Annotated in this window: 16 protein-coding genes; 7 read left to right on the top strand and 9 right to left on the bottom strand. The window is 59.6% G+C overall.

Features of this window, described 5'->3' with window-relative positions:
• Positions 1-50: 50 nt before the first annotated feature.
• Complete coding sequence (locus K7A42_RS10405; RefSeq protein WP_045533429.1) at positions 51-752, bottom strand: DUF1013 domain-containing protein; 702 nt, start codon at positions 750-752, stop codon at positions 51-53.
• 230 nt (positions 753-982) lie between these two features.
• Between K7A42_RS10405 and acs the strand changes: the two genes are divergently transcribed.
• A complete protein-coding gene (acs, locus tag K7A42_RS10410) occupies positions 983-2,935 on the top strand; it encodes an acetate--CoA ligase (RefSeq protein WP_004444026.1) in 1,953 nt (650 codons plus the stop codon).
• Positions 2,936-3,036: 101 nt separating this feature from the next.
• Here acs and K7A42_RS10415 read toward each other — a convergent pair whose 3' ends face one another.
• The 6 genes from K7A42_RS10415 to K7A42_RS10440 form a co-directional block, all read right to left on the bottom strand.
• Positions 3,037-4,044, bottom strand: a complete 1,008-nt coding sequence (locus tag K7A42_RS10415; protein WP_004444024.1) for a TRAP transporter substrate-binding protein — start codon at positions 4,042-4,044, stop codon at positions 3,037-3,039.
• A gap of 39 nt (positions 4,045-4,083) precedes the next feature.
• Positions 4,084-5,361, bottom strand: a complete 1,278-nt coding sequence (locus K7A42_RS10420; RefSeq protein WP_045533426.1) for a TRAP transporter large permease — start codon at positions 5,359-5,361, stop codon at positions 4,084-4,086.
• 4 nt (positions 5,362-5,365) lie between these two features.
• The gene (locus K7A42_RS10425; RefSeq protein WP_004444021.1) at positions 5,366-5,896 is read right to left on the bottom strand and encodes a TRAP transporter small permease; all 531 of its coding nucleotides are present in this window, start codon (positions 5,894-5,896) and stop codon (positions 5,366-5,368) included.
• 21 nt (positions 5,897-5,917) lie between these two features.
• A complete protein-coding gene (locus tag K7A42_RS10430; protein ID WP_282455125.1) occupies positions 5,918-7,078 on the bottom strand; it encodes a fumarylacetoacetate hydrolase family protein in 1,161 nt (386 codons plus the stop codon).
• Positions 7,079-7,274: 196 nt separating this feature from the next.
• Positions 7,275-7,991 (bottom strand): FadR/GntR family transcriptional regulator, encoded by a 717-nt coding sequence (locus tag K7A42_RS10435; RefSeq protein ID WP_035207984.1) that lies wholly within the window; start codon positions 7,989-7,991, stop codon positions 7,275-7,277.
• Positions 7,992-8,108: 117 nt separating this feature from the next.
• Positions 8,109-9,554, bottom strand: a complete 1,446-nt coding sequence (locus tag K7A42_RS10440; protein ID WP_035207983.1) for an FAD-binding oxidoreductase — start codon at positions 9,552-9,554, stop codon at positions 8,109-8,111.
• Between the two features lie 200 nt (positions 9,555-9,754).
• On the opposite strand from K7A42_RS10440, the gene denD reads away from it, so the two are divergent.
• The 4 genes from denD to K7A42_RS10460 all read left to right on the top strand — a co-directional run bounded on the left by denD (position 9,755) and on the right by K7A42_RS10460 (position 14,519).
• Positions 9,755-10,741, top strand: coding sequence for a D-erythronate dehydrogenase (gene denD / locus K7A42_RS10445; RefSeq protein WP_045533418.1), 987 nt, complete (start codon positions 9,755-9,757; stop codon positions 10,739-10,741).
• Positions 10,738-11,640 (top strand): NAD(P)-dependent oxidoreductase, encoded by a 903-nt coding sequence (locus K7A42_RS10450; RefSeq protein WP_006698294.1) that lies wholly within the window; start codon positions 10,738-10,740, stop codon positions 11,638-11,640. The genes denD and K7A42_RS10450 overlap by 4 nt, the downstream gene beginning before the upstream one ends.
• 9 nt (positions 11,641-11,649) lie before the next feature.
• Positions 11,650-13,434, top strand: coding sequence for an IlvD/Edd family dehydratase (locus tag K7A42_RS10455; RefSeq protein WP_004444006.1), 1,785 nt, complete (start codon positions 11,650-11,652; stop codon positions 13,432-13,434).
• 110 nt (positions 13,435-13,544) lie between these two features.
• Entirely contained in the window at positions 13,545-14,519 is a 975-nt protein-coding gene (locus tag K7A42_RS10460; RefSeq protein ID WP_282455126.1) for a threonine ammonia-lyase, read from the top strand.
• Positions 14,520-14,530: 11 nt separating this feature from the next.
• On the opposite strand, the gene K7A42_RS10465 is transcribed toward K7A42_RS10460, so the two are convergent.
• Positions 14,531-15,634: an NAD(P)/FAD-dependent oxidoreductase gene (locus tag K7A42_RS10465; protein ID WP_282455127.1), complete on the bottom strand. Its 1,104-nt coding sequence runs from the start codon at positions 15,632-15,634 to the stop codon at positions 14,531-14,533.
• A 227-nt stretch (positions 15,635-15,861) separates the two neighbouring features.
• Between K7A42_RS10465 and K7A42_RS10470 the strand changes: the two genes are divergently transcribed.
• Positions 15,862-16,005: a hypothetical protein gene (locus K7A42_RS10470; protein WP_004443999.1), complete on the top strand. Its 144-nt coding sequence runs from the start codon at positions 15,862-15,864 to the stop codon at positions 16,003-16,005.
• Between the two features lie 76 nt (positions 16,006-16,081).
• Here K7A42_RS10470 and K7A42_RS10475 read toward each other — a convergent pair whose 3' ends face one another.
• Positions 16,082-17,260, bottom strand: a complete 1,179-nt coding sequence (locus K7A42_RS10475; protein ID WP_282455128.1) for a M20 aminoacylase family protein — start codon at positions 17,258-17,260, stop codon at positions 16,082-16,084.
• A gap of 564 nt (positions 17,261-17,824) precedes the next feature.
• On the opposite strand from K7A42_RS10475, the gene K7A42_RS10480 reads away from it, so the two are divergent.
• A complete protein-coding gene (locus tag K7A42_RS10480) occupies positions 17,825-26,320 on the top strand; it encodes a GH36-type glycosyl hydrolase domain-containing protein (protein WP_282455129.1) in 8,496 nt (2,831 codons plus the stop codon).
• The last annotated feature ends 401 nt before the right edge of the window (positions 26,321-26,721 follow it).

The raw sequence follows: 26,721 nt of genomic DNA on the forward strand, positions 1-26,721 counted from the left end.
AACAAAAAACCCGGCACTCAGGCCGGGTTTCGAGCATTCGAAAACGTCGATCAGTACTGATCGTCCTCGTCTTCATCCTTCTGCGTGGATTTCAGCGAGGAGAGCTTCTTGAAGACTGCATCGGCGTCGATCTGTTCGTCTTCTTCGCGCTGGAAGTTGTAATCCAGACCTTCCGTTGCCGTCGCCGGCTGCAGTGTATTGTCCAGCTCTTCGGCGGACGGCAGCGGACGGCCACGCGAGGCGCGTTCAACTTCGAGGTCAAGATCGATCTGGCTGCAGAGGCCGAGCGTGACCGGGTCCATCGGCGTCAGGTTTGCCGAGTTCCAGTGGGTGCGGTCGCGGATCTGCTCAATGGTCGACTTCGTGGTGCCGACGAGACGCGAAATCTGCGCATCCTTCAGTTCCGGGTGGTTGCGAACGAGCCAGAGAATGGCGTTCGGACGGTCCTGACGCTTGGAAACCGGCGTGTAACGCGGACCGCGACGCTTGGATTCGGGCACGCGTACCTTCGGCTCGGAAAGCTTCAGCTTATGGTTCGGATTGGCTTCAGCGCGGGCAATCTCGTCGCGGGAAAGCTGTCCGGTGGCGATCGGGTCTAGGCCCTTGATGCCCTGCGCGGCTTCACCGTCGGCAATTGCCTTGACTTCAAGCGGGTGCAGTTTGCAGAACGTGGCGATCTGATCGAACGACAGCGCGGTGTTGTCAACCAGCCATACAGCCGTTGCCTTTGGCATGAGCAATTGTTGAGCCATAGATACAGTCCTTCTGTCCGTCCGCGCCGGTGTCGCGGGCGTGGTATCAACCACTGATTTCCGGGATATTGCCGCTCTATAACCGGATTGCATCATAATTGCAATTCTTTGCGAAACAAATGACCTTTGTCTAATTGCCGTGCGCAATTGACCTGCTATGAATTCAACACATGCCTGAGGTGGGAGTCTCGGGCCGCGTCAGAAGCCATACCCGGTTCCAGGAGGAGTTCATGTCTGCCAAAATCTACCCGGTGCTCAAGTCGGCGAAAGCCCGCACGCTCATCGACAATGAGCGTTACCAGAAATGGTACCAGGAGAGCGTCGAGGATCCAGAAAAATTCTGGGACAAGCATGGCCGTCGGATCGACTGGTTCAAGCCTTACACCAAGGTCAAGAATACGTCCTTCAAGGGCAGGGTGCCGATCAAGTGGTTCGAGGACGGCCTCACCAACGTCTCCTACAACTGTATTGACCGGCATCTGAAGACGCATGGCGAGCGCACCGCGATCATCTGGGAAGGTGACAACCCCTATATCGACAAGAAGATCACCTATAACCAGCTTTATGATTACGTCTGCCGTCTGGCGAATGTGCTGAAGAAGCACGGCGTCAAGAAGGGCGACCGCGTCACCATCTATATGCCGATGATACCGGAGGCAGCCTATGCGATGCTCGCCTGTGCGCGCATCGGGGCGATCCATTCGGTCGTTTTCGGCGGTTTCTCGCCGGAAGCGCTGGCGGGCCGCATCGTTGACTGCCAGTCTACCTTCGTCATTACCTGCGATGAAGGGGTGCGCGGCGGCAAGCCGATACCGCTGAAAGAAAATACCGACAAGGCGATCGATATCGCCGCCAAGCAATACGTCATTGTCAACAAGGTTCTTGTCGTTCGCCGCACCGGCGGCAAGACCGGCTGGGCGCCGGGCCGCGACATCTGGTACCACCAGGAAATCGCCACGGTGAAACCGGATTGCCCGCCTGTGAAGATGCGTGCGGAAGATCCGCTGTTCATCCTCTATACGTCGGGCTCTACCGGCAAGCCAAAGGGCGTGCTGCACACCACGGGCGGCTACCTCGTCTATACGTCGATGACGCATGAATATGTCTTCGATTACAAGGATGGCGAGGTCTACTGGTGTACGGCCGATGTCGGCTGGGTCACGGGACACTCTTATATAGTCTATGGACCGCTGGCCAATTGCGCGACGACGCTAATGTTCGAAGGTGTTCCCAATTTTCCGGATCAGGGCCGTTTCTGGGAAGTCATCGACAAGCACAAGGTCAATATTTTCTATACGGCGCCGACAGCGCTCAGATCGCTGATGGGTGCGGGTGACCAGTTCGTCCAGCGCTCGTCGCGCTCCAGCATCCGTCTTCTCGGCACCGTGGGCGAGCCGATCAACCCGGAAGCATGGGAGTGGTATTACCATGTTGTCGGTGAGGACAAGAGCCCGATCGTCGATACATGGTGGCAGACGGAAACCGGCGGCATTCTCATCTCGCCGCTGCCGGGTGCGACCGATCTGAAACCCGGCTCGGCGACAAGGCCGTTCTTCGGTGTGCAGCCGCAGCTTGTCGATGCCGAAGGCAATGTGCTGGAGGGGCCGGCGGACGGCAATCTCTGCATCATCGACAGCTGGCCGGGCCAGTCGCGCTCCGTCTATGGCGATCATCAGCGCTTCATCGACACCTACTTCTCCACCTACAAGGGCAAGTATTTCACCGGTGATGGCTGCCGGCGCGATGAGGATGGTTATTACTGGATCACCGGCCGCGTCGATGACGTGCTGAACGTTTCCGGTCATCGTCTCGGCACGGCCGAGGTGGAATCGGCGCTGGTGTCGCATCATCAGGTTTCGGAAGCGGCCGTGGTGGGTTATCCGCATCCGATCAAGGGGCAGGGCATCTATTGTTATGTCACGCTGATGGCGGGGCAGAACGGCGACTATGCGCTGCGCGAAGAGCTGGTAAAACACGTGCGCAACGAGATCGGACCGGTTGCGACACCCGATAAGATCCAGTTCGCGCCCGGCCTGCCGAAGACCCGTTCCGGCAAGATCATGCGGCGCATCCTGCGCAAGATCGCCGAGGATGATTTTGGTGCGCTGGGAGATACGTCGACGCTCGCTGATCCTGCTGTCGTCGAGGACCTCATCGCCAACCGGCAAAACCGCACGGCGTGAACTGAGAGGCTGCTTCGGCAGCCTTTTTCTATTGACTGTCCTCACAAACAAAAACACCCGGAGGCGAACCTCCGGGTGTTTTTCATCGTAGGCTGTAAGGTTTACTGGCCGCGGATCTTCTTGAGGTCCGCCAGAACGGCGTCAACGACGTCGGCGCCGATTTCAGCCTTGTGCTTTTCGTAAACGACCATCGACTTTTCGCGGATACGCGCCTGCTCTTCGGCAGACAGCGAGTTCACCTCGAGGCCGGCCGCCTTGATCTTTTCCAGCGACTTCTGGTTCAGTTCGCGGATGACCTTGCGCTCTTCGTCACGACCCACGACTGCGCATTCGCGCAGGGCTGCCTGTTCTTCCGGCGTGTAGCTGTCGAAGATCGGCTTGGAGAAGAGGAAGAGGAACGGCGTGTAAGCGTGGTTCGTCTCCGTGATGTACTTCTGCACCTCGTAGAACTTCGAGGTGTCGATCGTCACATAGGGGTTCTCCTGGGCATCGATCGCGTTGGTCTCAAGCGCCGAGAAGACTTCGCCGAAAGCCATCGGCGTAGCGTTTGCACCGAGGTTCTGGAAGGTGTCGAGGAAGATGTTGTTCTGCATCACGCGGACCTTGAGGCCCGAGAAATCTTCCCACTTGTTGACGGCATGCTTGGAGTTCGACAGGTTGCGGAAGCCGTTTTCCCAGTAAGCGAGGTTTACGAGGCCCTGTTCTTCCAGCTTCTTGTTCATCATGTCGCCGAAGGCGCCGTCCATGACGGCATCGGCTTCCTTGGCATTGGCGAAGAGGAATGGCAGGTCGAAAACGCCAAGCGACGGGATGAGACCGACGAGCGGCGAGGACGACGTGACGACCGCCTCCTGAACGCCGGAGCGCAGGGCCTGTGTCGCCTGAAGGTCACCGCCGAGAGCGCCACCCCAGAATGCCGTCAGTTTCAGCTTGCCGCCGGACTTGTCGTCGAGGCAGGCCTGCATGGCCTTGATGCCGTTGCCGACGGGATGATCCTGGTTGATACCGTTCGAAACGCGGATGTTGCGGCTGTTGAATTCGGCCATTGCCGGCGCTGCCGCGCCAACTGCGAAGGCGATTGCCGTGGTGGTCAGAAGAAGCTTTCTCATAATATCCTCCCTTGGACTGTGGTCGAGAAAAAGTTTCACTTAACGTAGGTACTGCAGAGGCACGAGGACGATGTCCGGGAAAATCACCAGCAGCGCCAGCACGATGGTTTCGGCGACGAGGAAGGGCCAGACACCGATCGTGACCTTGCCGAGCGGGATGCGGCCGACGCCGCTGACGACGTTCAGCACCACGCCAACCGGCGGGGTAATCAGGCCGATGGCGTTATTGATGATGAAGAGAACACCGAAATAGACCGGGTCGATGCCCGCCTGCTTGATGATGGGCATCAGAACTGGCGTCAGGATCAGGATGGTCGGCGTCAGGTCAAGCGCGGTGCCGACGACGAAGACCAGCACCATGATGACAGCCATCAGCAGCATCGGACGGTCGATCAGCGGCTCGATGTAACCGGCAACTTCGTTCGGAATGTTCGCAGCTGTGATAAGCCATGCGGAGACGAGGGCCGCGCAGACCAGGAACATGATGATCGAGGTGCTCTTGGCGGCGCGCAGGAGCACGTGGAACAGGTCCGCCGGCTTCAGTTCGCGGTAGATCACCATGCCGACGAAAAGCGCATAGGCGGCAGCCACGACGGCGGCTTCCGTCGGCGTCATAATGCCGGCCTTGATACCGCCGAGGATGATGACGGGCATGCCGAGCGCCCAGCCGGCGCGGGCCGTGGCTGTAACGCGTTCCTTGGCCGTGGTTTTCGGCAGCGGCTTGACGTTATCCTTGCGCACCACGATCAGCCAGGCGACGATCAGTGAGATGCCCATCAGAATACCGGGTACGATACCGGCAAGGAAAAGCTGGGTGATCGAAACGTTAGCGGCGACACCGAAGACGATGAACGCCATGGACGGCGGAATGACCGGGGCGATGATACCGCCGGCTGCGATCAGGCCGCCGGAGCGCGGAATATTGTAACCGGCCTTCGCCATCATCGGGATGAGGATTGCGGCAAGGGCTGCGGTATCGGCTGCGGCCGAACCGGAGATGCTGGCCATGATGATGGCAGCGACGATGGCCACGATGCCGAGGCCGCCCCTGATGTGGCCGACCAGCGCGATCGCAAAGTCGATGATGCGGCGGGACAGGCCGCCGGAATTCATCAGTTCGCCAGCGAGGATGAAGAAGGGGATGGCAAGCAGGGTGAAGGTGTCTGCGCCCGAGATCATGTTCTGCGCGATGATCGCGGTGTTGAACATGCCCATGTACCACATGAGCACGACGCCACAGAACATCAGCGAGAAAGCGACGGGAACGCCAATCGCCATGGCTCCCAGAAGAGAGCCGACAAAAACGAAAAGTGTCATGGTATCAGCGCTCCGAAAGCTGTTCGATCGTCAGGTTCTCGCCCGCAAACTGGGCGATTTCGTCTTCCGTCACGCGGCCCGTCAGAAGGCGGTACAGGCGTTCCAGCGCGATCACGAACATCAGGCCACCCGTGAACATGCCGATGCCATAGACCCAGATCATGGAGAGCTTGGTGACCGGGGCGTGCATGCTGGCGTTGATGCCGGACTGTTTCCAGGTGCCCCAGAAGAAGATGGCGGAACAGGCCAGGATGATGATGTTCGAGATGATCATGCAGACGATGCGGGCGCGGCGCGACAGAAACATCACGAGCGTTTCAATGCCCATATGGCTGTTCTCGCGGAAGGTCAGCACCGCGCCGAGGAAGGTCAGCCACACGAAGAAATAGCGTGACAGCTCTTCCGAGACATTGATGCCGGAATTCATCGTGTAACGCATGACGACGTTGACGAAGACCATGATCGACATGCCGGCAAGCAGCGCGACGAGAATGATTTCGAGAATCCGGTAAAAGAGATTGATTGTCTTTTGCATTTTCCCCTCCCGAAGAAATATCTAGAGCAGCCCTCGTTTCGCCAGGTTGCGCATCAGTGCCGCGGTGCCGAACATCCATTCCGGGCATTCGTCAGTCGTCGTGACCCAGTTGATCAGCTTACCGAGCTTGGGCGTGGAGATTTCGACACGGTCACCCTTTGAATGGGTGAAGCCGAGACCTGGGCCATGGCGGTCCTTTACCGGCGCGAACATCGTGCCAAGGAAAAAGACTGCGCCGTCAGGATATTGGTGGTTACGGTTCAAGAGCTGCGAAGCGAGGTTTTCCGGCGTGCGGCTGATCGCCTCCATGGGGCTGACGCCCGTCATGGTGAAACCATCCTCTCCTTCGACCAGAAGCGAAATCTGCGCCTTCTTCACATCTTCAATGCTGAAGTTGCCATCGAACAGGCGGATGAACGGGCCGATTGCGCAGGAGGCATTGTTGTCCTTCGCCTTGCTGAGCAGCAGGGCGGAGCGGCCTTCGAAATCGCGCAGGTTGACGTCGTTGCCGAGCGTCGCGCCGACAATGCGACCGTCAGAGGTGATGGCCAACACCACTTCCGGCTCAGGGTTGTTCCACTGCGATTTGGGATGGACGCCGATCAGGGCACCGCAGCCCACTGAGGCCATGGCCTGCGCCTTGGAGAAGATTTCCGCATCCGGGCCGATGCCCACTTCCAGATATTGCGACCAGAGGCCCATTTCCTGGAGCAGTTTCTTCACTTCGGCAGCTTTTTCGGAGCCGGCCTCAAGTCCCTTGAGATTGTCGCCGAGAACAGGCGCCAGCCGTCCGCGAATTTCCTGCGCACGCAGCGGATCGCCTTTGGCCTGCTCTTCGATTACGCGTTCCAGCATGCTGTCGGCGAAGGTGACACCCGCAGCCTTGACGGCCTGAATATCGTTGGGAGCGAGAAGTTCGCCGGCTGAGCCGTCCAGAAATGCGTCCAGTGCGCCTAAGGCGACGAAAGCACCGGTGTCCTTGAGCTGCTCCACCAGGTCGGTCTTCTCCAGAAGCTCTGACATGGTCGGAGAAACAGATGTGAGGTCATAAAGCACGCCATCCTTGAGGAGGACGGGGCAGGGGCCGCCTTCGCTTTTCGACCAGACGCGGCCGACGAGCAAAGCGTTTTCATAATCCTCAGGCAAAATTGCGGTAGCGTCGATCGACCTTACGCCGGCCATGTATATCCTCCCCTTTCAGACTTCCGACAGGCCGCCTCCTGCGGTCTTATTGTCTGGATGTCTGACAACCTAATCTTATTCTTCTTAGTATGACTTTTCGAGCGAGTCTAGCGGTCTCGCGGACAAATTTATCATGTATCGCTCATGAAGCGCGGAAACCTGTCCTATAGCTTGACTGCCAGTGCCTTTTTTCCAGTCAAAATATATCCAGCTCCAGATTGACGCGGCTTGCCGCACCGATCAGATGCTTGCGCATCGCGTTCTTGGCCGCGGGCGCATCAGCTTTTTCCACGGCCTCGTAAATTGCCACATGTTCGGCAATCGTTACCTCGAGAATTTCCCCAAAAACCGCCCGGGAGAAAGCGATGTTGATGGCGGAACTGATGCGCTCCGCAATGAAGCCGAGGAACATCAGGAAATATTCGTTTTGTGTGGCCTCAGCCAGAATACGGTGGAAGTCCAGATCGGCGGCAACGCCTTCCGTCGACCAGTCGTCGGCGGTTTTCATCTTTTCCAGTGCCGCGGCCAGTCGCGCCAACTGCTGCGGGCTACGATGCAATGCCGCCAGCCCTGCTGCTTCTATTTCCAGCGGCATGCGAAGCTGGAAAAGATCGCGGAAGTTCTCCGGATCGTTCAGCCGGGAGCGCTCGATACGGATGGACAGTCTCTGCCGGGGATCGGTGACGAATGCGCCCACGCCCTGCCGGGTTTCAACGAAACCTTCATTGCGCAATTGTGCTATCGCCTCGCGGATGACAGAGCGGCTCACCCCGAAGGTTTTTGCCAGCACATGTTCAGTCGGCAGCCTGTCGCCCGGCCCGAGTTTCGAATCGTTGATCTCGCGTGCGATCTCTGCGGCGATGCGGCCGGGGAGATGATCGTTGCGATGTATCTGATTGAACTCCAGCGTCATGGTTGCTCCCGTTCCACAGAAACGATTGGTTCGTTTTTCCCGCTGCAGACGACTTCCTCCTTCGCCGTCAGCGGGGTTTTTTAAGGCGGCGTTTCAGCCGCCTCTGCCGTACCTTGATTAGCTATCCGGTTGCAGGGTTATCTGGCAACCGGGATTCATCCGCAAATCAGGGTCGAAGGTGTTTTTCAGGCCAGTGATCATCCGCCGCTGCACATCAGATAGCCGGCTTTCGAAATCCGAGCGTTTCAACCGGCCGATGCCGTGCTCGGCGCTGATGCTGCCGACGTAACGGTCGAGCACCTCATTGACGAGCGTTTTGGACTTGTAGATGAATGCTTCGCGCTCTTCCGGCGTCGAACCGTTTGGCGGCAGCACGTTGAGGTGGACGTTTCCGTCTCCCACATGGCCGTAGGAAACAGCGAGGCACTCCGGCAGTTTTTCCGCCAGTTCCGCTTCAGCTTCGGCCACGAAAGCCGCGAGTTTTGACAGCGGTACGGAAATATCGGTGCGCATATGGCTGCCGCGCAGCGCCTGGCCTTCGTTCATGCCTTCGCGGAATAGCCAAAGCGATTGCGCCTGCGCCCGTGACGATGCGATGACGCCATCCAGCACCAGCCCGTCTTCCATGACGCCTTCGAGGAAGCGGCCCATCAGGTCTGCGGTGTCGACCAGGCCGGAGCCTGAAATTTCCATCAGCACATAGGCCGGGTAGTCACCGGCGATCGGCATTTTAAGGTCGGGGATTGCCTCGATCGCCAGCGTGAAGGCGACCGGCGGCATAAATTCGAAGGCAGACATCAGGTCGCAGCATTCGCGACGGGCGCGACGGTAAAGCTTGATGGCATCGTCAAGCGAATTGAGGCCGAGCAGCGCCGTTTCGACGTGTTCCGGATTGGGGTAAAGCTTGACGGCAACGGCGGTGATAATGCCGAGCGTTCCTTCCGCACCGATGAAAAGCTGCTTCAGGTCGATGCCGCGATTATCCTTGCGCAGCGTCGACAGCCCATTCCAGATAGTGCCATCCGGTAGCACCACTTCGAGACCCAGGACCAGTTCGCGCGTCATCCCGTACCGCAGCACATTGATGCCGCCGGCATTTGTGGAGACATTACCGCCTATACGGCAGCTACCCTGGGCCCCAAGTGATAGCGGGAAGAACATACCCTTGTCCTGCACCGCGTCCTTGAATTCCGAGAGAATGCAGCCCGCTTCCACGACGGCGGAAAAATCATCGCTGTCTATGGTGCGGATGGCGTTCATGCGCTCGAGGCTCAGAACGACCTGGCGTTTAGGCGCATCGGGAATGCCGCCGAGTACAAGACCGGTATTGCCGCCCTGAGGGATGATGGCGAGTCCGAGTTCGGCGCAGGCGCGCACCGTATCAGATACTTCCTCCGTCGACCGGGGACGGATCACAGCTACAGCCGAACTGGTGACGTCGCCATGCCAGTCCCGGCAATAACGCAGCATGTCCTCCGGCGACGTGAGCACCAAAGCTTCGCCCAACCTGTTCTTCAGCGAGAATCGCAATTCCCCGATATCGTGTTCGCTGACGATCGTCATTCCACCCTCTCCGCTCAATCCGCCCTGAAATGTCCGGGCAAGGCTTCTTCGCCCTTGCTTTTGCCGGTTTGTGAAAAAATACTATTTTCAACTCGATCATATAAGGTTATCAGACAACCTTACAAGCTAATTTATCGGTCGGTTGGCTGATGATGTTTTTTCGGTCTCGGGAGAACGACCGGGACAAAGAGGAGGAAGACATGCATATCGCAATTATTGGCGCCGCTGGCATGGTGGGCCGCAAGCTGACGCAGCGTCTCGTCAAGGACGGGTCACTGGGTGGCAAGGCGGTGGAGAAATTCACGCTTATCGACGTGTTCCAGCCCGAAGCGCCTGCCGGTTTTTCCGGTGCCGTCGATGCGCGCGCGGCCGATCTTTCCGCAACTGGCGAAGCCGAAAAGCTGGTCGAAGCCCGTCCGGATGTCATCTTCCACCTTGCCGCTATCGTCTCCGGCGAAGCCGAACTCGATTTCGACAAGGGCTACCGCATCAATCTCGACGGCACGCGTTATCTCTTCGATGCCATCCGCCTTGCCAACGGCAAGGATGGCTACAAGCCGCGCGTGGTCTTCACCTCCTCGATCGCCGTCTTCGGTGCGCCGCTTCCCTATCCGATCCCGGACGAATTCCACACCACGCCGCTGACCAGCTACGGTACGCAGAAGGCTATCTGCGAATTGCTCCTGTCCGACTACAGCCGCCGCGGTTTCTTTGACGGCATCGGCATTCGCCTTCCCACTATCTGCATTCGTCCCGGCAAGCCGAATGCGGCTGCCTCCGGCTTCTTCTCCAATATCCTGCGCGAGCCGCTGGTTGGCCAGGAGGCGGTTCTGCCGGTGCCGGAAAGCATTCGCCATTGGCACGCCTCGCCGCGTTCCGCCGTCGGTTTCCTTATTCATGGCGCCACGATCGACGTAGAAAAGGTCGGCCCGCGCCGCAACCTGTCGATGCCGGGCCTCAGCGCCACCGTCGGCGAGCAGATTGAGGCACTGCGCAAGGTGGCGGGGGAAAAGGCCGTCGCCCTCATCCGTCGCGAGCCGAACGAGATGATCATGCGCATGTGCGAAGGCTGGGCGCCCGGTTTCGAAGCCAAGCGTGCCCGCGAACTGGGCTTTACGGCGGAAAGCTCCTTCGAAGAGATTATTCAGGTTCATATTGAGGACGAACTGGGAGGTTCACTGAAATGAGTGTCGGCGGGGAGGAGAAGAAGCGCTCGGTCGCCTTTATCGGCACCGGCCTGATGGGAGGGCCGATGGCCCGGCGCCTGCTGGGTGCGGGCTTTTCGGTCACGGTCTGGAACCGCAGTGTCGATAAGGCCGAGGCTCTTGTTGCCGATGGCGCGGTCGTCGCGGCATCGCCGGCAGATGCAGCCAAGGGCGCCGATATTGTCATCACCATGCTGAGTGACGGCAAGGCCGTGGGCGAGGTGCTGTTCGAGGCCGGCGTGGCCGAAGCGCTGAAAAAGGGGGCTGTCGTCATCGACAGCAGCTCGATTGCGCCGCCGATCGCGCGTGAACACTCCTCCCGGCTTCAGGCGCTTGGCATCCATCACGTCGATGCACCGGTTTCGGGCGGTGTGCCGGGCGCGACGGCCGGTACACTCGCCATCATGGCCGGTGGAGACGAGGCGCTGATCGCGGATCTTGCTGATGTCTTTGCACCGATGGGCCGGCTCACCTATGTGGGTCCCTCGGGTGCCGGCCAGCTCTGCAAGCTCGCCAACCAGCAGATCGTCGCCATTACGATCGGCGCGGTTGCCGAAGCGATGATGCTGGTGGAAGCGGGAGGAGCCTCTCGCGAAGGTTTCCGCAACGCCATACGTGGCGGCTTTGCCGAAAGCCGGATACTGGAATTGCATGGCGAACGCATGGTGAAGCGCAATTTCGTGCCGGGTGGTCCATCCAAATTCCAGCTCAAGGATCTGAATGGCGTGTTGGCAACGGCGAAGGACCTGTCGCTTACCCTGCCGCTTACGCAGCAGGTGACGCGGGAATTCGACGACTTCGTTGGTGACGGCGGTGCCGATATCGATCACAGCGGCATCCTGCTTTACCTCGAAAAACTCAACAACCGCGAACAGGGCTGAGGCAGGCTTATGAGCGACGAGAAGACACCCATGCGCCGGCTGCGATCGCAGGACTGGTTCGACAACCCTGATCATCTCGACATGACGGCGCTCTATCTGGAGCGCTTCATGAATTATGGCGTAACGCCGGAAGAACTGCGTTCCGGCAAGCCGGTGATCGGCATCGCACAGAGCGGCAGCGATCTTACGCCCTGCAACCGCGTCCATGTGGAGTTGGTGAAGCGTGTGCGCGACGGCATCCGTGATGCGGGCGGTATTCCTATCGAATTCCCGACCCATCCGATGTTCGAAAACTGCAAGCGCCCGACGGCAGCGCTCGACCGCAATCTTGCCTATCTCAGCCTTGTGGAAGTGCTTTACGGTTATCCGCTCGACGGTGTCGTGTTAACGACGGGCTGCGACAAGACCACGCCCTCGGCATTGATGGCGGCGAGCACGGTCGATATTCCGGCCATCGTGCTCTCCGGCGGGCCGATGCTCGACGGTTATCATGAGGGCGATCTGGTCGGTTCCGGCACTGTGATCTGGCGCATGCGCCGCAAATATGGCGCTGGCGAAATCACCCGGGAGGAGTTTCTGCAGGCGGCGCTGGAATCCGCGCCATCGGTCGGGCATTGCAACACCATGGGCACGGCGTCGACCATGAACGCCATTGCGGAAGCGCTCGGCATGTCGCTCACCGGCTGCGGTGCAATCCCCGCCGCTTACCGTGAACGCGGCCAGATGGCCTATCGCACCGGCCGCCGCGCCGTCGAACTGGTTGTTGAGAATATCAAGCCCTCGGACATCATGACGCGCGAAGCCTTCCTGAACGCGATCCGCGTCAACTCGGCAATCGGTGGCTCCACCAATGCCCAACCGCATCTCGCGGCGATGGCAAAACATGCGGGCGTTGAACTCCGTGAAGAGGACTGGCAGGTCCACGGTTACGATATTCCGCTGTTGGCCAACATACAGCCGGCCGGCAAATGGCTCGGCGAGAAATATCACCGAGCCGGCGGCACGCCCGCCATCATGTGGGAGCTTCTGCAGGCGGGCAAGCTCGATGGAAGCTGTCGGACCGTGACCGGTAGAACTGTGGCGGAAAATCTGGAAGGTCGGGAATCGACCGACCGAGATGTGATCCTTCCTTATGACAAGCCGCTGAAGGAACGGGCAGGTTTCCTGGTTCTCAAGGGCAATCTGTTCGATTTCGCCATCATGAAGACGAGCGTGATCTCGGCGGAGTTCCGGCAACGTTATCTCAACGAGCCGGGGCACGAGGGAATTTTCGAGGGCAGATGCGTGGTTTTTGACGGTTCGGAAGACTATCACGCCCGCATCAATGATCCGTCCCTCAATATTGATGAGCGTACCATTCTCGTCATTCGTGGTGCGGGGCCGCTTGGCTGGCCGGGTTCGGCCGAGGTCGTCAACATGCAGCCGCCGGATGCGCTTTTGAAAAAAGGAATCACCAGCCTGCCGACGATCGGTGACGGCCGGCAATCGGGAACGGCGGACAGCCCGTCCATTCTCAACGCCTCGCCCGAAAGTGCGGCCGGCGGTGGCCTGGCGTGGCTTCGCACGGGCGATGTGATCCGCATCGACTTCAACAAGGGCGAGTGTAACGTGCTGGTGCCGGATGAGGAGCTTGCAGCCCGCAAGGCAGACGGCATTCCGGCTGTTCCCGCGGATGCGACGCCCTGGCAGCGCATTTATCGTCAGTCGGTAACGCAGCTTTCGGACGGCGCGGTTCTCGAAGGCGCTGCGGATTTCCGCCGCATTGCCGAGAAGATGCCCCGGCACAATCATTGATCACACGACCAGAATCCCCGGCCACGTCCGGGGATTTTTCTTTTCGGGCAGTTTCGTAAATGCGTGTGACCTCATAAGGTGCCTGCACATCCGCATTATAGGGGCAGGACATGACTGATATTTCGATGATAGAAGCCGCGCGGGAGCGCATCGGCACTCAAGCGGTTCGCACGCCGCTTCTCTCATCACCTTTTCTGGACGAGATTGCCGGGCGAAAGCTCTTCGTAAAAGCTGAATGCCTGCAAAGAACGGGTTCCTTCAAGTTTCGTGGCGGCTGGTCGGCCGTCTCAGGCCTGCCTGCGGAGGTCCGCGCCAAAGGCATCATCGCCTTTTCCTCCGGTAACCATGCGCAGGGCGTGGCGCTTGCCGCCAGCCTCCACGGTGTTCCCGCCGTCATCATCATGCCGATGGATGCACCGAAGATCAAAATCGACAATACCCGTGCTTATGGCGCGGAGGTGGTGCTTTATGACCGCGCGAATGAGGATCGCGATGCCATTGGGGACCGCATTTCGCGCGAGCGCGGGTTGACGCTGATCAGGCCCTATGACGAACCGCTGGTCATTGCCGGGCAGGGGACGGTGGGGCTCGAGATTGCTGAACAGGGCGCGGAACTGGGTATCGATTCAGCCGAGATCCTGGTGCCGTGCGGCGGCGGTGGCCTTACATCCGGCATATCCCTTGCGCTTGCAGCGAAAGCACCGAACTATAAGGTCAGGACTTCGGAACCGGAGCGGTTCGATGATGTGGCACGCTCTCTTGCCTCGGGCAAGATCGAGCGGAACGCCACGACCTCGGGTTCGATCTGCGATGCGATCGTTACGCCGCAGCCCGGTAACATTACCTTCCCGATCATGGTTAGGCTTTGCGGGAAAGGCATCGCCGTGACTGAAGAGGAAGCGCTGCGGGCAATGGTTCTCGCCTTCAACCGGCTGAAGATCGTCGTTGAGCCCGGTGGGGCGGTGGCCCTGGCGGCGGCCCTCTTCCATGGCGATGAACTGGAGAGTGAAACGGTGATCGCAGTCGCTTCCGGCGGCAATGTCGATCCGGAGGTCATGACGGGTGCGCTGTCCCGTTTCGGCTGAGCGGGTTGGGATCAAGCCCCAAGCCGCGCCGCGACCTCGTTGGCGATGGCCAGCGAGGCAGTAAGGCCGGGGCTTTCGATGCCGAAGAGATTGACGAGACCGTTGACGCCATGCGTTTCCGGCCCGTCAATGCGGAAATCCATAGCGGGTTCGTCCGGACCTGAAATCTTCGGCCGGATTCCAGAATAGGCCGGGATCAGCGCATGGTCGGGAAGGCGCGGCCAATAACGCCGTATCGCATCATCAAAACCTTCCATGCGTTGGGGATCGACGGCGTAATCGATGGCGTCCACCCACTCCACATCCGGGCCGAAACGAGCCTGGCCAGCAAGATCGAGGGTGAGATGTACGCCAAGGCCATGAGTATGAGGTGCCGGATAGATGAGCCTTGAAAAGGGTGACTTGCCGGCCAGCGAAAAATAGCTGCCCTTGGCGAAACGCGCCTGCGGGATACCATCCTCCGGCAATCCCTCTATCTTTCTCGCCAACATCGGCGCAACAAGTCCGGCGGAATTGATGAGCAGCCGGCACGTCAGGCTGGTGGGCTCCGCGCCGCCGACGTGGATCCGAAAACCATCGCCCGCCACTTCCGCCCTTTCGAAGGGGGCGTTGACGGCCATGGCCGCGCCGTGATCCTGTGCGTCTCCGAACAGCGCCAGCATGTATCCGTGACTGTCGATGATACCGGTCGAAGGTGACGTAAGGGCTGCAACGCAGGTAAGCGCGGGTTCGAGTAAAACCGCCTGTCGTTCATCAATCAGCTCAAGATCGTTACATCCGTTGGCCTTGCCCTTCTCCTGGAGAGTGGCGAGCATGGCCGTCTCTTCATGGCTCGTGGCGACGATGAGTTTGCCGCAGCGGCGATGAGCAACGCCGTGGCTCTGGCAGAAAGCATAAAGACGCTCCTTGCCCTCCACGCAAAGTCGGGCCTTGAGGCTTCCAGGCGGGTAATAAAGGCCTGCGTGGATAACTTCGCTGTTGCGGGAGGAAGTGATCGAGCCAAATTCCTTTTCGCTTTCCAGGATGACGACGGAGTGGCCGCGCATAGCGAGTTCTCGCGCTGTCGCCAGGCCGATCACACCGGCTCCAATGATGATGGCGTCGATATCTGTCATGGTATTTTCCGTGTCCGCATTGCCTTCAGACGGAAAGCGCCCCGTCGCGCTGATGCCGCGCAATGGGTAGATTGATGCTTGCTGCCCGGCAAGTTGCAATCCGTATTTTTCCCGATGCACCTATCTTATGGAATATTATCTCTACTGAAACAGTGGGGAATAAAGCTATTCTACGAGTGACATAAGCAATGCCCGCTTTGAAGGGCCGAGCAGGAAGGGAGTGTACAATGTCTTATTCCAAGGCAGGAAAAGTAAAAGACTTTGTTTCGCAGCCCCAGTCGCCGCGCAACTGGAAAGATTCGGTTCATGCGGCTCTCGTCGGCGTCTGCATGGCCTTTGTCGCTGCCGTCATATTCGGTCTCGTTCCCTGATCCTCCCGATCTTCTCATCAGGTAATTTGAGAACAAAAGGCCGGTCGCTCCTCCGACCGGCCTTTTTCACTCCCATTCACGACTTCAGGTAATCTTCCGCAAGATCGACCCAGAAAGCGGTTCCGATCGGCAGGATTTCGTCGTTGAAATCGAATTTCGGATGGTGCAGCGGCGGGTCATTCTCCGTGCGTGCAGTGCCGAGGAAGAAATAACAGCCCGGCCGTTTCTCCAGCATGTAGGCGAAGTCTTCCGCGCCCATCGACGGGCGCTGCATTTCTGCGACCTTTTCAGGCCCGGCAAAACGGCGGGCGAGATCGGCGACATAATCCGTTTCCGCCCTGTGGTTGACGGTTGCATTATAACCGCGCTCGTAATCGATGGTGACGCTCATGCCGTAGCTGGCCGCCTGGCCTTCGGCTATCGCCCGAATGCGCTTTTCCAGCTCATCGCGCACGCCCGGATCGAAGGAACGGATAGTCAGTAGCATTTCCGCCGTTTCGGGAATGACGTTGCTGGCAGCACCGGCATGGAAGGCGCCAACGGTGACGACCGCCGACAGCTGCGGATGGATGTTGCGTGAAACCACCGTCTGCAGCGCCATGATGATGCTTGCCCCGGCAACGATAGGGTCAGCGGCATCCTGCGGTTCGGCACCGTGGCCGCCATAACCGTTGACGGTGATCTTGCACTCGTCGACCGCGGCAAGGATCGGTCCGTCGCGCAGCACGAAGTGCCCGAAGGGCAGCCCAGGGTCGTTGTGGAGTGCAAAAACCGCATCGCAGGGAAAGCGGTCGAACAGGCCGTCCTCGATCATGATGCGGGCGCCGCCGAAATTTTCCTCCGCCGGCTGGAAGATCAGATGCAGTGTTCCGTTAAAATTCCTGCGTTCGGCTATGATCTTCGCTGCGCCGAGAAGCATGGCAGTATGGCCATCATGGCCGCAGGCATGCATCACGCCCTGATTGGCGCTCGCATATTCCGCCCCCGTTTCTTCGTGGATCGGCAGGGCGTCGATATCGGCTCGAATGCCAAGCGTGCGCGTGCTGTCACCATTGCGCAGCGTGGCGACAACGCCAGTGCCGGCGAGCCCGCGCGTTACCTCGTACCCCATCGCCAGCAATTGTTCGGCAATGAAATCCGAGGTCTTGAACTCGGAGAGCCCTATTTCAGGGTGACGGTGCAGGTGGCGGCGGATTGCCACCACATCCGGCATATGATTGGCAAAAGACGTCATGGTGGCGGTCTGTCTGGTCATTTTCGAAGTCCCGGGTTTCGCCGTTTTTTACGGTGCTTTTTCAAAATGACATAGCAGCATATGCATGGGCATGTAAGGGGCGCTGCAGGCACTCAGACGGCCTGAAATTCAGCGCTTGCATCGGGTCGCGACAGGTGGCATGGAACTATTGATGTCCTGGGGCATTAGCGTCTTTCGGATGTAGCGCGAACCGTTCCGGTTTCGTGTTGCCCTTCAGGTTATCAACGGGGGACCATCGGGCGTTGCGCGCACAAATTTCGCCGTCGGGGAGGGTGCGAAATCCGGTCGGAACGGCGTTGCCGGGCCGCAGGATGAGATCTTTCTGTCACCGGAAGCTCCCTGCACGCGCTGATCTCAAGCCCCGCAAACAGATTGCAAACATTGTGCAGCAGTATGCGGCGCCTTCCTGCCGGACGGTCCTCTCATCCAAGCGTCCGGTCCGGTTCACCGAAGGTTCAGGATAAGTCATAAATATAGCGTGGCCGATTTTCGTGTGTGTTCCCGCCACGGACGAAATGCCGGTCAAGTCGAACAAGTCTCCATAAAGTTCAGAATACGAGCCCGATGTCATTTCATATCACCCCGACCGCCGCCGCCCGTGATTCCGAGACGAAGCAGATCGATCATAATGATTCGATCCGCGCGTCCTATATGACGGTCGAGGAACTGCATGATGCGGGCGCCGCGCTTTCCCGCGATGGCGCCGACAGCCTTCCCGGCTTCATGGAGTTCGATTTCTTCGAGCGTCATCGCGAGAATGAAAAGGAAATACTCAGGGTCTATCGCACAACGGCGGTCGACGCGGAAAATGGCGCGACGATAACGCCAGCGGCGGAATGGCTTCTCGACAACCATTACGTCATCGAAGAGGCGATCCAGGAAGTCCGCCGTGATTTTCCGCGCAAGTTCTATCGCCAGCTGCCGACAATGACGGTGGGCGGCGTGACGATCCCGCGGGTCATGGCGCTCGGCTGGCTTTATGTCGCCCACACCCACAGCACGGTATCGCGCGAAAACATGACGGCGCTGGTGGATGGCTACCAGACCTCGAAGACGCTGCAGATCGGTGAATTGTGGGCGCTGCCATCGATCATCCGTTTTGTCCTCATCGAAAATCTTCGCCGCATCTCCATCCGTGTGGAGCGTTCGCGCCGCATGCGCCAGAAGGCGAATGAGGTGGTCGACGAGATTATCCGCTTGAACGATGCGGAAGCGTCGGCAGCACTTCTCAAGCAAGTCGATTCGCTGGTCGATGACCCGACTTTCGCGACGCAGTTCCTTTATCGCCTCCGAAACGGCTCACAGACATCGGGTTTTGCCGTCGCATGGCTTGAAGAGCGTCTGCATGCCGCCGGTACCGACGCTGAAAACGTCATGATGTCGGAACATAACCGCCTTGCCTCCGGCAACGTGACGATGGGCAACATCGTCAAGAGCCTGCGCGAGATCGATGATACCGAATGGTCGGTGTGGTTCGAGGAAGTCAGCCATATCGACAAGGTTCTGCGCGAAGAAACCGATTACGAAACGCTCGATTTCGGCTCGCGGAACACCTACCGCAATACCATCGAACTTCTGGCGCGTCGTTCTCCCAAGACCGAAGTTGAGGTCGCCCGTGCCGCTGTCGAAATGGCGCGTACCGATATGCCCGCAGAGGCGGACGAGACGCATCCCGTCAATGTCGGCTCCGTGCTGGTGGGTCAGCGTCGTTTCGAGCTTGAAAAGGCGCTGGGATACCGGCCCCTGGCATCGCAGCGTATCGTCCGGGCTATGCGGAAGTTCAACTGGCTGGCAATTGCAGCGCCGGTGCTTCTCATCACCGCGGTCGCCATGCTGGCGGTCGGATGGTTCCTCGCCGAAGCGGGCATGCCCTGGTATGTTGTCACCGCTTTCCTGCTGATGTTCGCTCTGCCCGCCTCGGAGGGCGCGACCGGCCTCTTCAATACCCTTGTCACCTTCTTCGTGAAACCGTTCCGGCTGGTCGGATACGAGTTCAAGAATGGAATTCCCGAGGACGCGCGTACGTTGGTCGCCGTGCCCTGCATGCTGACCAGTCGCGACAGCGTTGACGAGATGATGCGCAATATCGAGGTGCATTATCTCGCCAATCCGCATGGTGAGATCTATTTCTCGCTGGTGAGCGACTGGCGCGACGCGCAATACGAGCAGTCCGAGGATGATCTTGAGATACTCGAATATGCCAAGCGCGAGCTGGCAACACTGAACAGCCGCTACGCCTTTGACGGCAAGACACGATTTTACCTTCTGCATCGTCGTCGCATCTACAATCCGGCCGAAGGCTGCTGGATGGGCTGGGAGCGCAAGCGCGGCAAGCTGCATGAGCTGAACATGCTGCTGCGCGGCGACAAGGACACGACGTTCCTCGGCGGCGCGAATATCATTCCGGAAGGTGTGAAATATGTCATGACGCTGGACGCCGATACGCGCCTGATGCGCGATGCGGTGACGAAGCTGGTCGGCAAGATGCACCATCCGATCAACCGCCCCAGGATCGATCCTGAATCCGGTCGGGTGGTCGAAGGTTACGGTCTGCTGCAGCCGCGCGTCACACCTTCCCTGACCACGGGCAAGGATGCTTCGGTTTTCCAGCGTGTCTTTTCCATCAACCGCGGTATCGATCCCTACGTCTTCACGGTTTCCGACGTTTACCAGGACCTGACCTCCGAAGGCACCTTCACCGGTAAGGGTCTTTACGACGTGGATGCTTTCGAGGCGGCGCTGAAGGGCCGTATCGAAGAAAACTCCGTCCTCAGCCACGACCTGCTTGAAGGTTCGTTTGCGCGTTGCGCGCTGGTGACCGATGTGGAACTCGTGGAGGACTTCCCGACGCGCTATGAGGTGGAAGTTTCGCGTCAGCATCGCTGGGCGCGTGGCGACTGGCAGCTGCTTCCCTATATTCTCGACCGCGCCCGCGGCGTCACCGCTATCGGACGGTGGAAGATGGTCGACAATCTGCGTCGCTCACTGACGCCGATCGCCTGGTTCTTCGCCTCGATCCTCGGCTGGTATTTCATGGATCCGCTCGGGGCGCTGATCTGGCAGATCCTGCTGATCTTCTCGCTCTTCGTTGCACCGACGCTTTCGCTGCTTTCCGGCCTTGTGCCGCGTTCGACAGACATCGTGCCGCAGGCGCATTTCCACACCATCTGGTCTGAAATCCGCGCCACCAATGCGCAAGTCGCGCTGAGAATCGTCTTCATCGCCGATGCCGCCTGCATGATGACAGATGCGATTGCGCGTTCGCTCTACCGCCTGCTCGTCAGCCACAAGCTGATGCTGGAATGGCGCACCGCCGCCAGTATCCAGTCCAGTGCGCAGGGCAGCATCATCGATTATTATCGTCAGATGTGGCACGCCCCCGTTGTGGCGATGCTCGGCCTTCTGTTCGCGGCGCTGCCGGGCGACAATGCCTTCCTGATCGGCATTCCCTTTACGCTGCTGTGGGTGCTGTCGCCCGCCGTTGCCTGGTATGTCAGCCAGTCAGCCGAGACCGAAGACCGGTTGTTCGTTTCCGAGCACGTCTCGTTCGAACTACGCAAGATCGCGCGCCGTACCTGGCGTTATTACGAGACCTTCGTGACACCGCAGGAAAACCACCTGCCGCCGGACAATTTCCAGGAGACGCCGGAGCCGATCGTTGCCTCGCGCACGTCTCCCACCAATATCGGCGTCTATCTGCTCTCCGTCATCTCCGCGCGTCAGTTCGGCTGGATCAGCTTTGCCGACACGCTGGAGCGCATCGAGAACACGATCCAGACCGTCGAGAAGATGGAAAAATATCGTGGCCATCTCTACAACTGGTATCACACCGATACCTTGCAGACGCTTGGACCGCGTTATGTTTCGGCGGTGGACAGCGGTAATCTCGCCGGCCATTTGATTGCGGTTTCTTCCGCTTGCCGCGATTGGGCGGAAGCGCCGTCGGCCCATCTTCAGGGCAACCTCGACGGTATCGGCGATGTCGCCGGCATTCTGCGCGAAACGCTGAAGGCCTTGCCGGACGACCGCAAGAACCTGCGGCCGCTGCATCGCCGTCTCGAAGAGCGTATCATCGGCTTCTCGAACGCGCTGGCATCCGTCAAGCGCGAGCACGAATTCGCCTCCATTCGCGTCATCAACCTGGCGGTGCTTGCGCGTGACATTCAGAAGCTCGCCACCAATGTCGACCACGAGGTGAAGTCCACACAGAGCACCGAAGTGACGCGTTGGGCGCAGTTGCTGGTCGAGTGCTGCGAAGCCCATATTTCCGACAGCGCCATCGACCTGACCAATGTCGAGCCCTTGCGCCAGCGTCTCGCTTCGCTGCGCGACCGCAGCCGCAATCTCGCTTTCTCGATGGATTTCACGTTCCTTTACCGCAAGGATCGCCGCCTTCTGTCCATTGGCTATCGCGTCGAAAGCAAGGAGCTGGATGAGGCCTGCTATGACCTTCTGGCGTCGGAATGCCGTCTGACCAGCCTCTTCGCCATCGCGAAGGGCGATCTGCCGACTGAGCACTGGTACCGCCTTGGCCGTCAGGTCGTGCCGATCGGTGCGCAGGGCGCGCTGGTGTCCTGGTCGGGCTCCATGTTCGAATATCTGATGCCGCCGCTTGTGATGCAGGAGCGTCAGGGGGGTATCCTCAACCAGACCAACAACCTGATCGTCAAGGAACAGATGAATCACGGCCGCCGTCTCGGCACGCCATGGGGCATTTCCGAAGCGGCGTTTAATGCCCGCGATCACAACATGAACTACCAGTACACCAACTTCGGTGTGCCGACGCTGGGCCTCAAGCGTGGCCTTGGCCAGAATGCGGTGATTGCGCCCTATGCATCGATCCTCGCCAGCCAATACGATCCGGATGGTGCACTTGAAAACCTCGACAAGCTGCGCAAGCTTGGCGCACTTGGCCAATACGGTTTCCACGATGCGGTGGATTTCACGCCAACGCGTGTGCCCGATGGCAAGGTCTGTGCGGTAGTCTACAACTATTATGCCCACCACCATGGCATGTCGATTGCGGCCGTCGCCAACGTTGCCTTTGACGGCGTGCTGCGCGAGCTCTTCCATTCCGATCCGGTGATCGAGGCAGCTGAATTGCTGCTGCAGGAAAAGGCGCCGCGCGAAGTGCCTGTCATGAGCGCCAAATACGAGCCGGAGACCCCCGGCAAGGAACAGGCCGACCTGCTGCGGGCGGAAGTGCGCTCCATTGCCGATCCGGCGGCGCGCGACCGTGAGGTGGTGTTCCTGTCGAATGGTCACTACTCGACCATGCTTACCTCGACGGGTGCAGGTTATTCGAAATGGAACGGGCAGGCGATTTCCCGCTGGAAGGCCGATCCAACCGAAGACCGCTGGGGCACCTTCATCTTCCTGCGCGACACCACCAACGGGCAATGGTGGAGTGCGACTGCGGAGCCGCGTGTCTTCGAGGGTGAAAAGACCAAGACGGTCTTCACCGACGACAAGGCCGAGTTCCACAAGATCACCGGCGACCTGCAGAGCGTTGTCGAATGCATCGTCGCCACCGAGCACGATGCAGAAGGCCGACGCGTCACCCTGCTCAATGTCGGTTCCGAGGATCGCTATATCGAAGTGACTTCCTATATGGAGCCGGTCATTGCGTCTGAGGATGACGACAACGCCCATCCGCTCTTCTCGCGCATGTTCGTGCAGACGGAGATCGGCCGGCGTGGCGATGTCATCCGCGCCTGGCGCAACCGTCGCAGCCCGAACGAGCCGGGCACCGTCATTGCGCATCTGGCCGCCGACAATGCCGGCCCGTCGCGCCCGACGGAATTTGAGACGGATCGCGCCAAATTCATCGGTCGTGGCCGTTCGCTGCGCGAAGCGGCGGCATTCGATGCCGGTGCGACGCTTTCCAGCACTGACGGCTTCACGCTCGACCCCATCCTGTCGCTGCGACGCACCGTGCGCGTGCCGGCAGGCAAGAAGGTGAGCGTGATCTTCTGGACGATTGCCGCGCCGAGCCGCGAGGAAGTCGACAAGGCGATCGACCGTTATCGTCATCCTGATGCTTTCGCGCATGAACTCGTTCATGCCTGGACGCGTACACAGGTGCAGATGCGCCATGTGGGCGTCACCTCACAGCAGGCGGCCGCCTTCCAGCATCTCGGCCGATATCTGACCTATCCCGACATGCATCTGCGTGCGGATTCGGAAACGCTGAAAACAGGACTCGCTTCGCAGCGCGCCTTGTGGCCGCTTGCGATTTCCGGCGATTTCCCGATTTTCAGCCTGCGCATCAACGACGATATGGACATGGACATCGCCCGTGAGGCGCTGAGTGCCCATGAATATCTGCGTTCGCGCGGCGTGATCTTCGATCTCGTTATCGTCAACGAACGGGCCGCATCCTACGCGCAGGACATGCAGCATGCGCTGGATCATATTTCCGAAGCACAACGCCGCATCAATCCCGCCGATGGCGGTCGCCCGCACGTCTTCTCCGTGCGCCGTGACCTGATGGATGAAGAGACGTGGAGCGCGCTTCTGGCCGCTTCACGCGTTGTACTCCATGTGCGCAACGGCAAGATCGTGGACCAGATCAACCGCGCGGTATCGCTGTTTGCGGCCCATCGTGGTCCCGATGGCACAAGCGACGCCGCACAGGCCCGTCTGCCGGTCCCGGCTTTCCCGGTTGCGGAGCCGGTCGAAGACGCGGGTGATCTCGATTTCTGGAACGGTTTCGGCGGCTTCGCCAGGAACGGACAGGAATATGTGGTGCGTCTCCATGGTGGGCAGTCCACCCCGCATCCGTGGATCAACGTCATCTCGAACGAGAATTTCGGCTTCCATATTTCGGCCGAAGGCGCAGGTTTCAGCTGGAGCCGCAATTCGCGCGATTATCAATTGACACCGTGGAGCAATGACCCTGTCATCAACCGGCCGGGCGAGGCCTTCTATGTCGCCGACGTGGACACAGGAAAGCTCTATACGCCGTGTGCCGCGTTGTCGCGTGATCCCGAAGCCATGTTCGAAACCCGTCACGGCCTGGGCTACTCCATCCTGACCGGCGTTGCCGACACACTTGAAGTCGAGGTGACACAGACCGTCGATCGTGAAAAGCCGGTCAAGTTCTCGCAGGTCATCGTTCGCAACAAAGGCTCCAAAAGCCGCCGGCTGAAGGTTTATGCCTGTGTCGAATGGGTGCTGGGCAACAACGGACAGAAATCAGCGCCGTTCATTCTGAGCAGACATGATGCGGGCAACAACGCGATCTTCGCGTCGAACCCCTACAGCATCGACTACAGCGCACGCACGGCGTTCCTGACGCTTGATACGGAGGCGAGCGGTTTCACCACCAGTCGTCGGGAATTCATTGGCCGCTTTGGTTCGGCACAGGCCCCGCAGGCGATCGTGTCGGGTAACGCACTCAGCGGCAGCACCGAGGTTGACGGCGATCCCTGTGCGGCGCTGATGCAGGAAATCCACCTTAAGCCCGGCGAAGAACGGCACATGACCTTCATTCTGGGCGACGCCGATAATGCGGAAGAAGCCGAGGCGCTGGTGAAGGATGTCCGCCGTGTGGATTTCCAGTCGGTGCTGGAGGAAAGCAAGGCGTTCTGGACCGGTTTTACCGGCCAGTTGCAGGTGTCCACGCCGGATGCCGGCTTCAACCACATGGTCAACAATTGGCTGCCCTACCAAGCGCTGGCGTGCCGCATTCTGGCGCGCACGGCCTTCTATCAGTCGAGCGGCGCCTTCGGCTTCCGTGACCAGCTTCAGGATACCCTGGCGTTCCTGCTCTACCAGCCGGATCTCGCTCGCAAGCAGATCCTGCGCGCAGCCGGCCGGCAGTTCCCGGAAGGCGACGTTCAGCACTGGTGGCTGCCGCTGACAGGCGCCGGTGTCCGCACCACTATCTCGGACGACGTGGTATGGCTTGCTTATGCGATCAACCAGTATGTTTCGGCGACCGGCGATATCACCATTCTGGATGAGAGCATTCCCTTCCTGAAGGGGCCGGCGCTGATGCCCGGCCAGCACGACGCTTTCTTCCAGCCGGAAACCAGCGACAAATCCGCGACGCTCTACGAACACGCGGCGCTGGCGCTCGATCTTGCCATTCATCGCACCGGGGAGAACGGCCTGCCGCTGATCCTCGGCGGTGACTGGAACGACGGCATGAACCGCGTCGGCGTTGGCGGCAAGGGTACCAGTGTCTGGCTCGGCTGGTTCCTTTCCGGCGCCTTGCGCGATTTCATTGAAATTGCGGAAAAGCGCGGTGATACGGATCGAGTCGGCAGATGGGCCTCGCACCGCGAAAAACTGCGCAATGTGCTCGAAACCGCGGGGTGGGATGGCAGCTATTATCGTCGCGGCTATTTCGACGACGGCACGCCGCTGGGTTCCGCCGGAAGCGAGGAATGCCGGATCGATTCGCTCGGCCAAAGCTGGAGCGTTCTCTCCGGCGAAGGCGAAGAGGCCCGGTCGCGGCAGGCAATGGATGCGGTCATGGAGCATCTGGTGGATGAAAAGACCGGCATCATCCGGCTATTCACGCCGCCATTCTCGCGTGCGCCGCACGATCCGGGCTACATCAAGGGATATCCGCCAGGTGTGCGCGAAAATGGCGGACAATATACCCACGCGGCGACCTGGGTGGTTCTCGCTCTTGCCAAGCAGGGCAGGGCGCAGGAGGCCTGGAACTGCTTCAAGCTGCTCAACCCGGTCAACCACGCGCTCGATGCGGCAGCGTCGGAAACCTATCGGGTCGAACCCTATGTGGTGACCGCGGATGTATACGGTGAAGGCGCTTATGCGGGCCGTGGCGGCTGGAGCTGGTACACCGGCTCGGCCGGCTGGCTCTACCGTGCCGCTGTCGAGGGTATTCTCGGCATCACCCGCACTGACGGCAGGCTGCATATTTCACCGTCGCTGCCGGAAGACTGGAGCGGTTTCTCGGTGAGGATCACGCTCGACGGCAAGGCTAGAGACATTGCCGTCAGCCGCAAGCCTGGCACGGCGGAGATTTCGGTGTCTGTCGATGGCAAGGACTTGGCGGCCGGCGAGAGGGTGATCCCCTTCGACTGAGACGGGCGGGCCTTCGGTTTGCTTTTTAAGTCGGGCTCCTGCGGTGACGCAGGGGCCCGAATTTTGTTGTGAGATTCCCCCGCCTTCGATGTTGTTTGGCGTTTGGGGCATGGCGCCTGTACGGCGATACAGGGCCGGCAAGAACGCTCAATGGGCGGTCAATGCGAAGCAAGGCACGATGGCAGCAAATCGAGACCGATAGACCATTTCACATATTCCGACGCATGAAGGGCAGATGCTGTACAGAGACTTCTTGGTCCCCCGTGGCTACAGCATCACCCGTGAGGCGATGGATGCATCGCGCGATGGGGAATAGAGTTTTCCAAGCCGCAAGCTCCGAACGAGATCGACCGAGGAATACGAGCTTCTCAGCACAACGGCTGCAAAAATTGGGTGGTGAC

It is taken from the genome of Agrobacterium sp. InxBP2 (assembly GCF_026191755.1).
Lineage (GTDB): Bacteria > Pseudomonadota > Alphaproteobacteria > Rhizobiales > Rhizobiaceae > Agrobacterium > Agrobacterium pusense.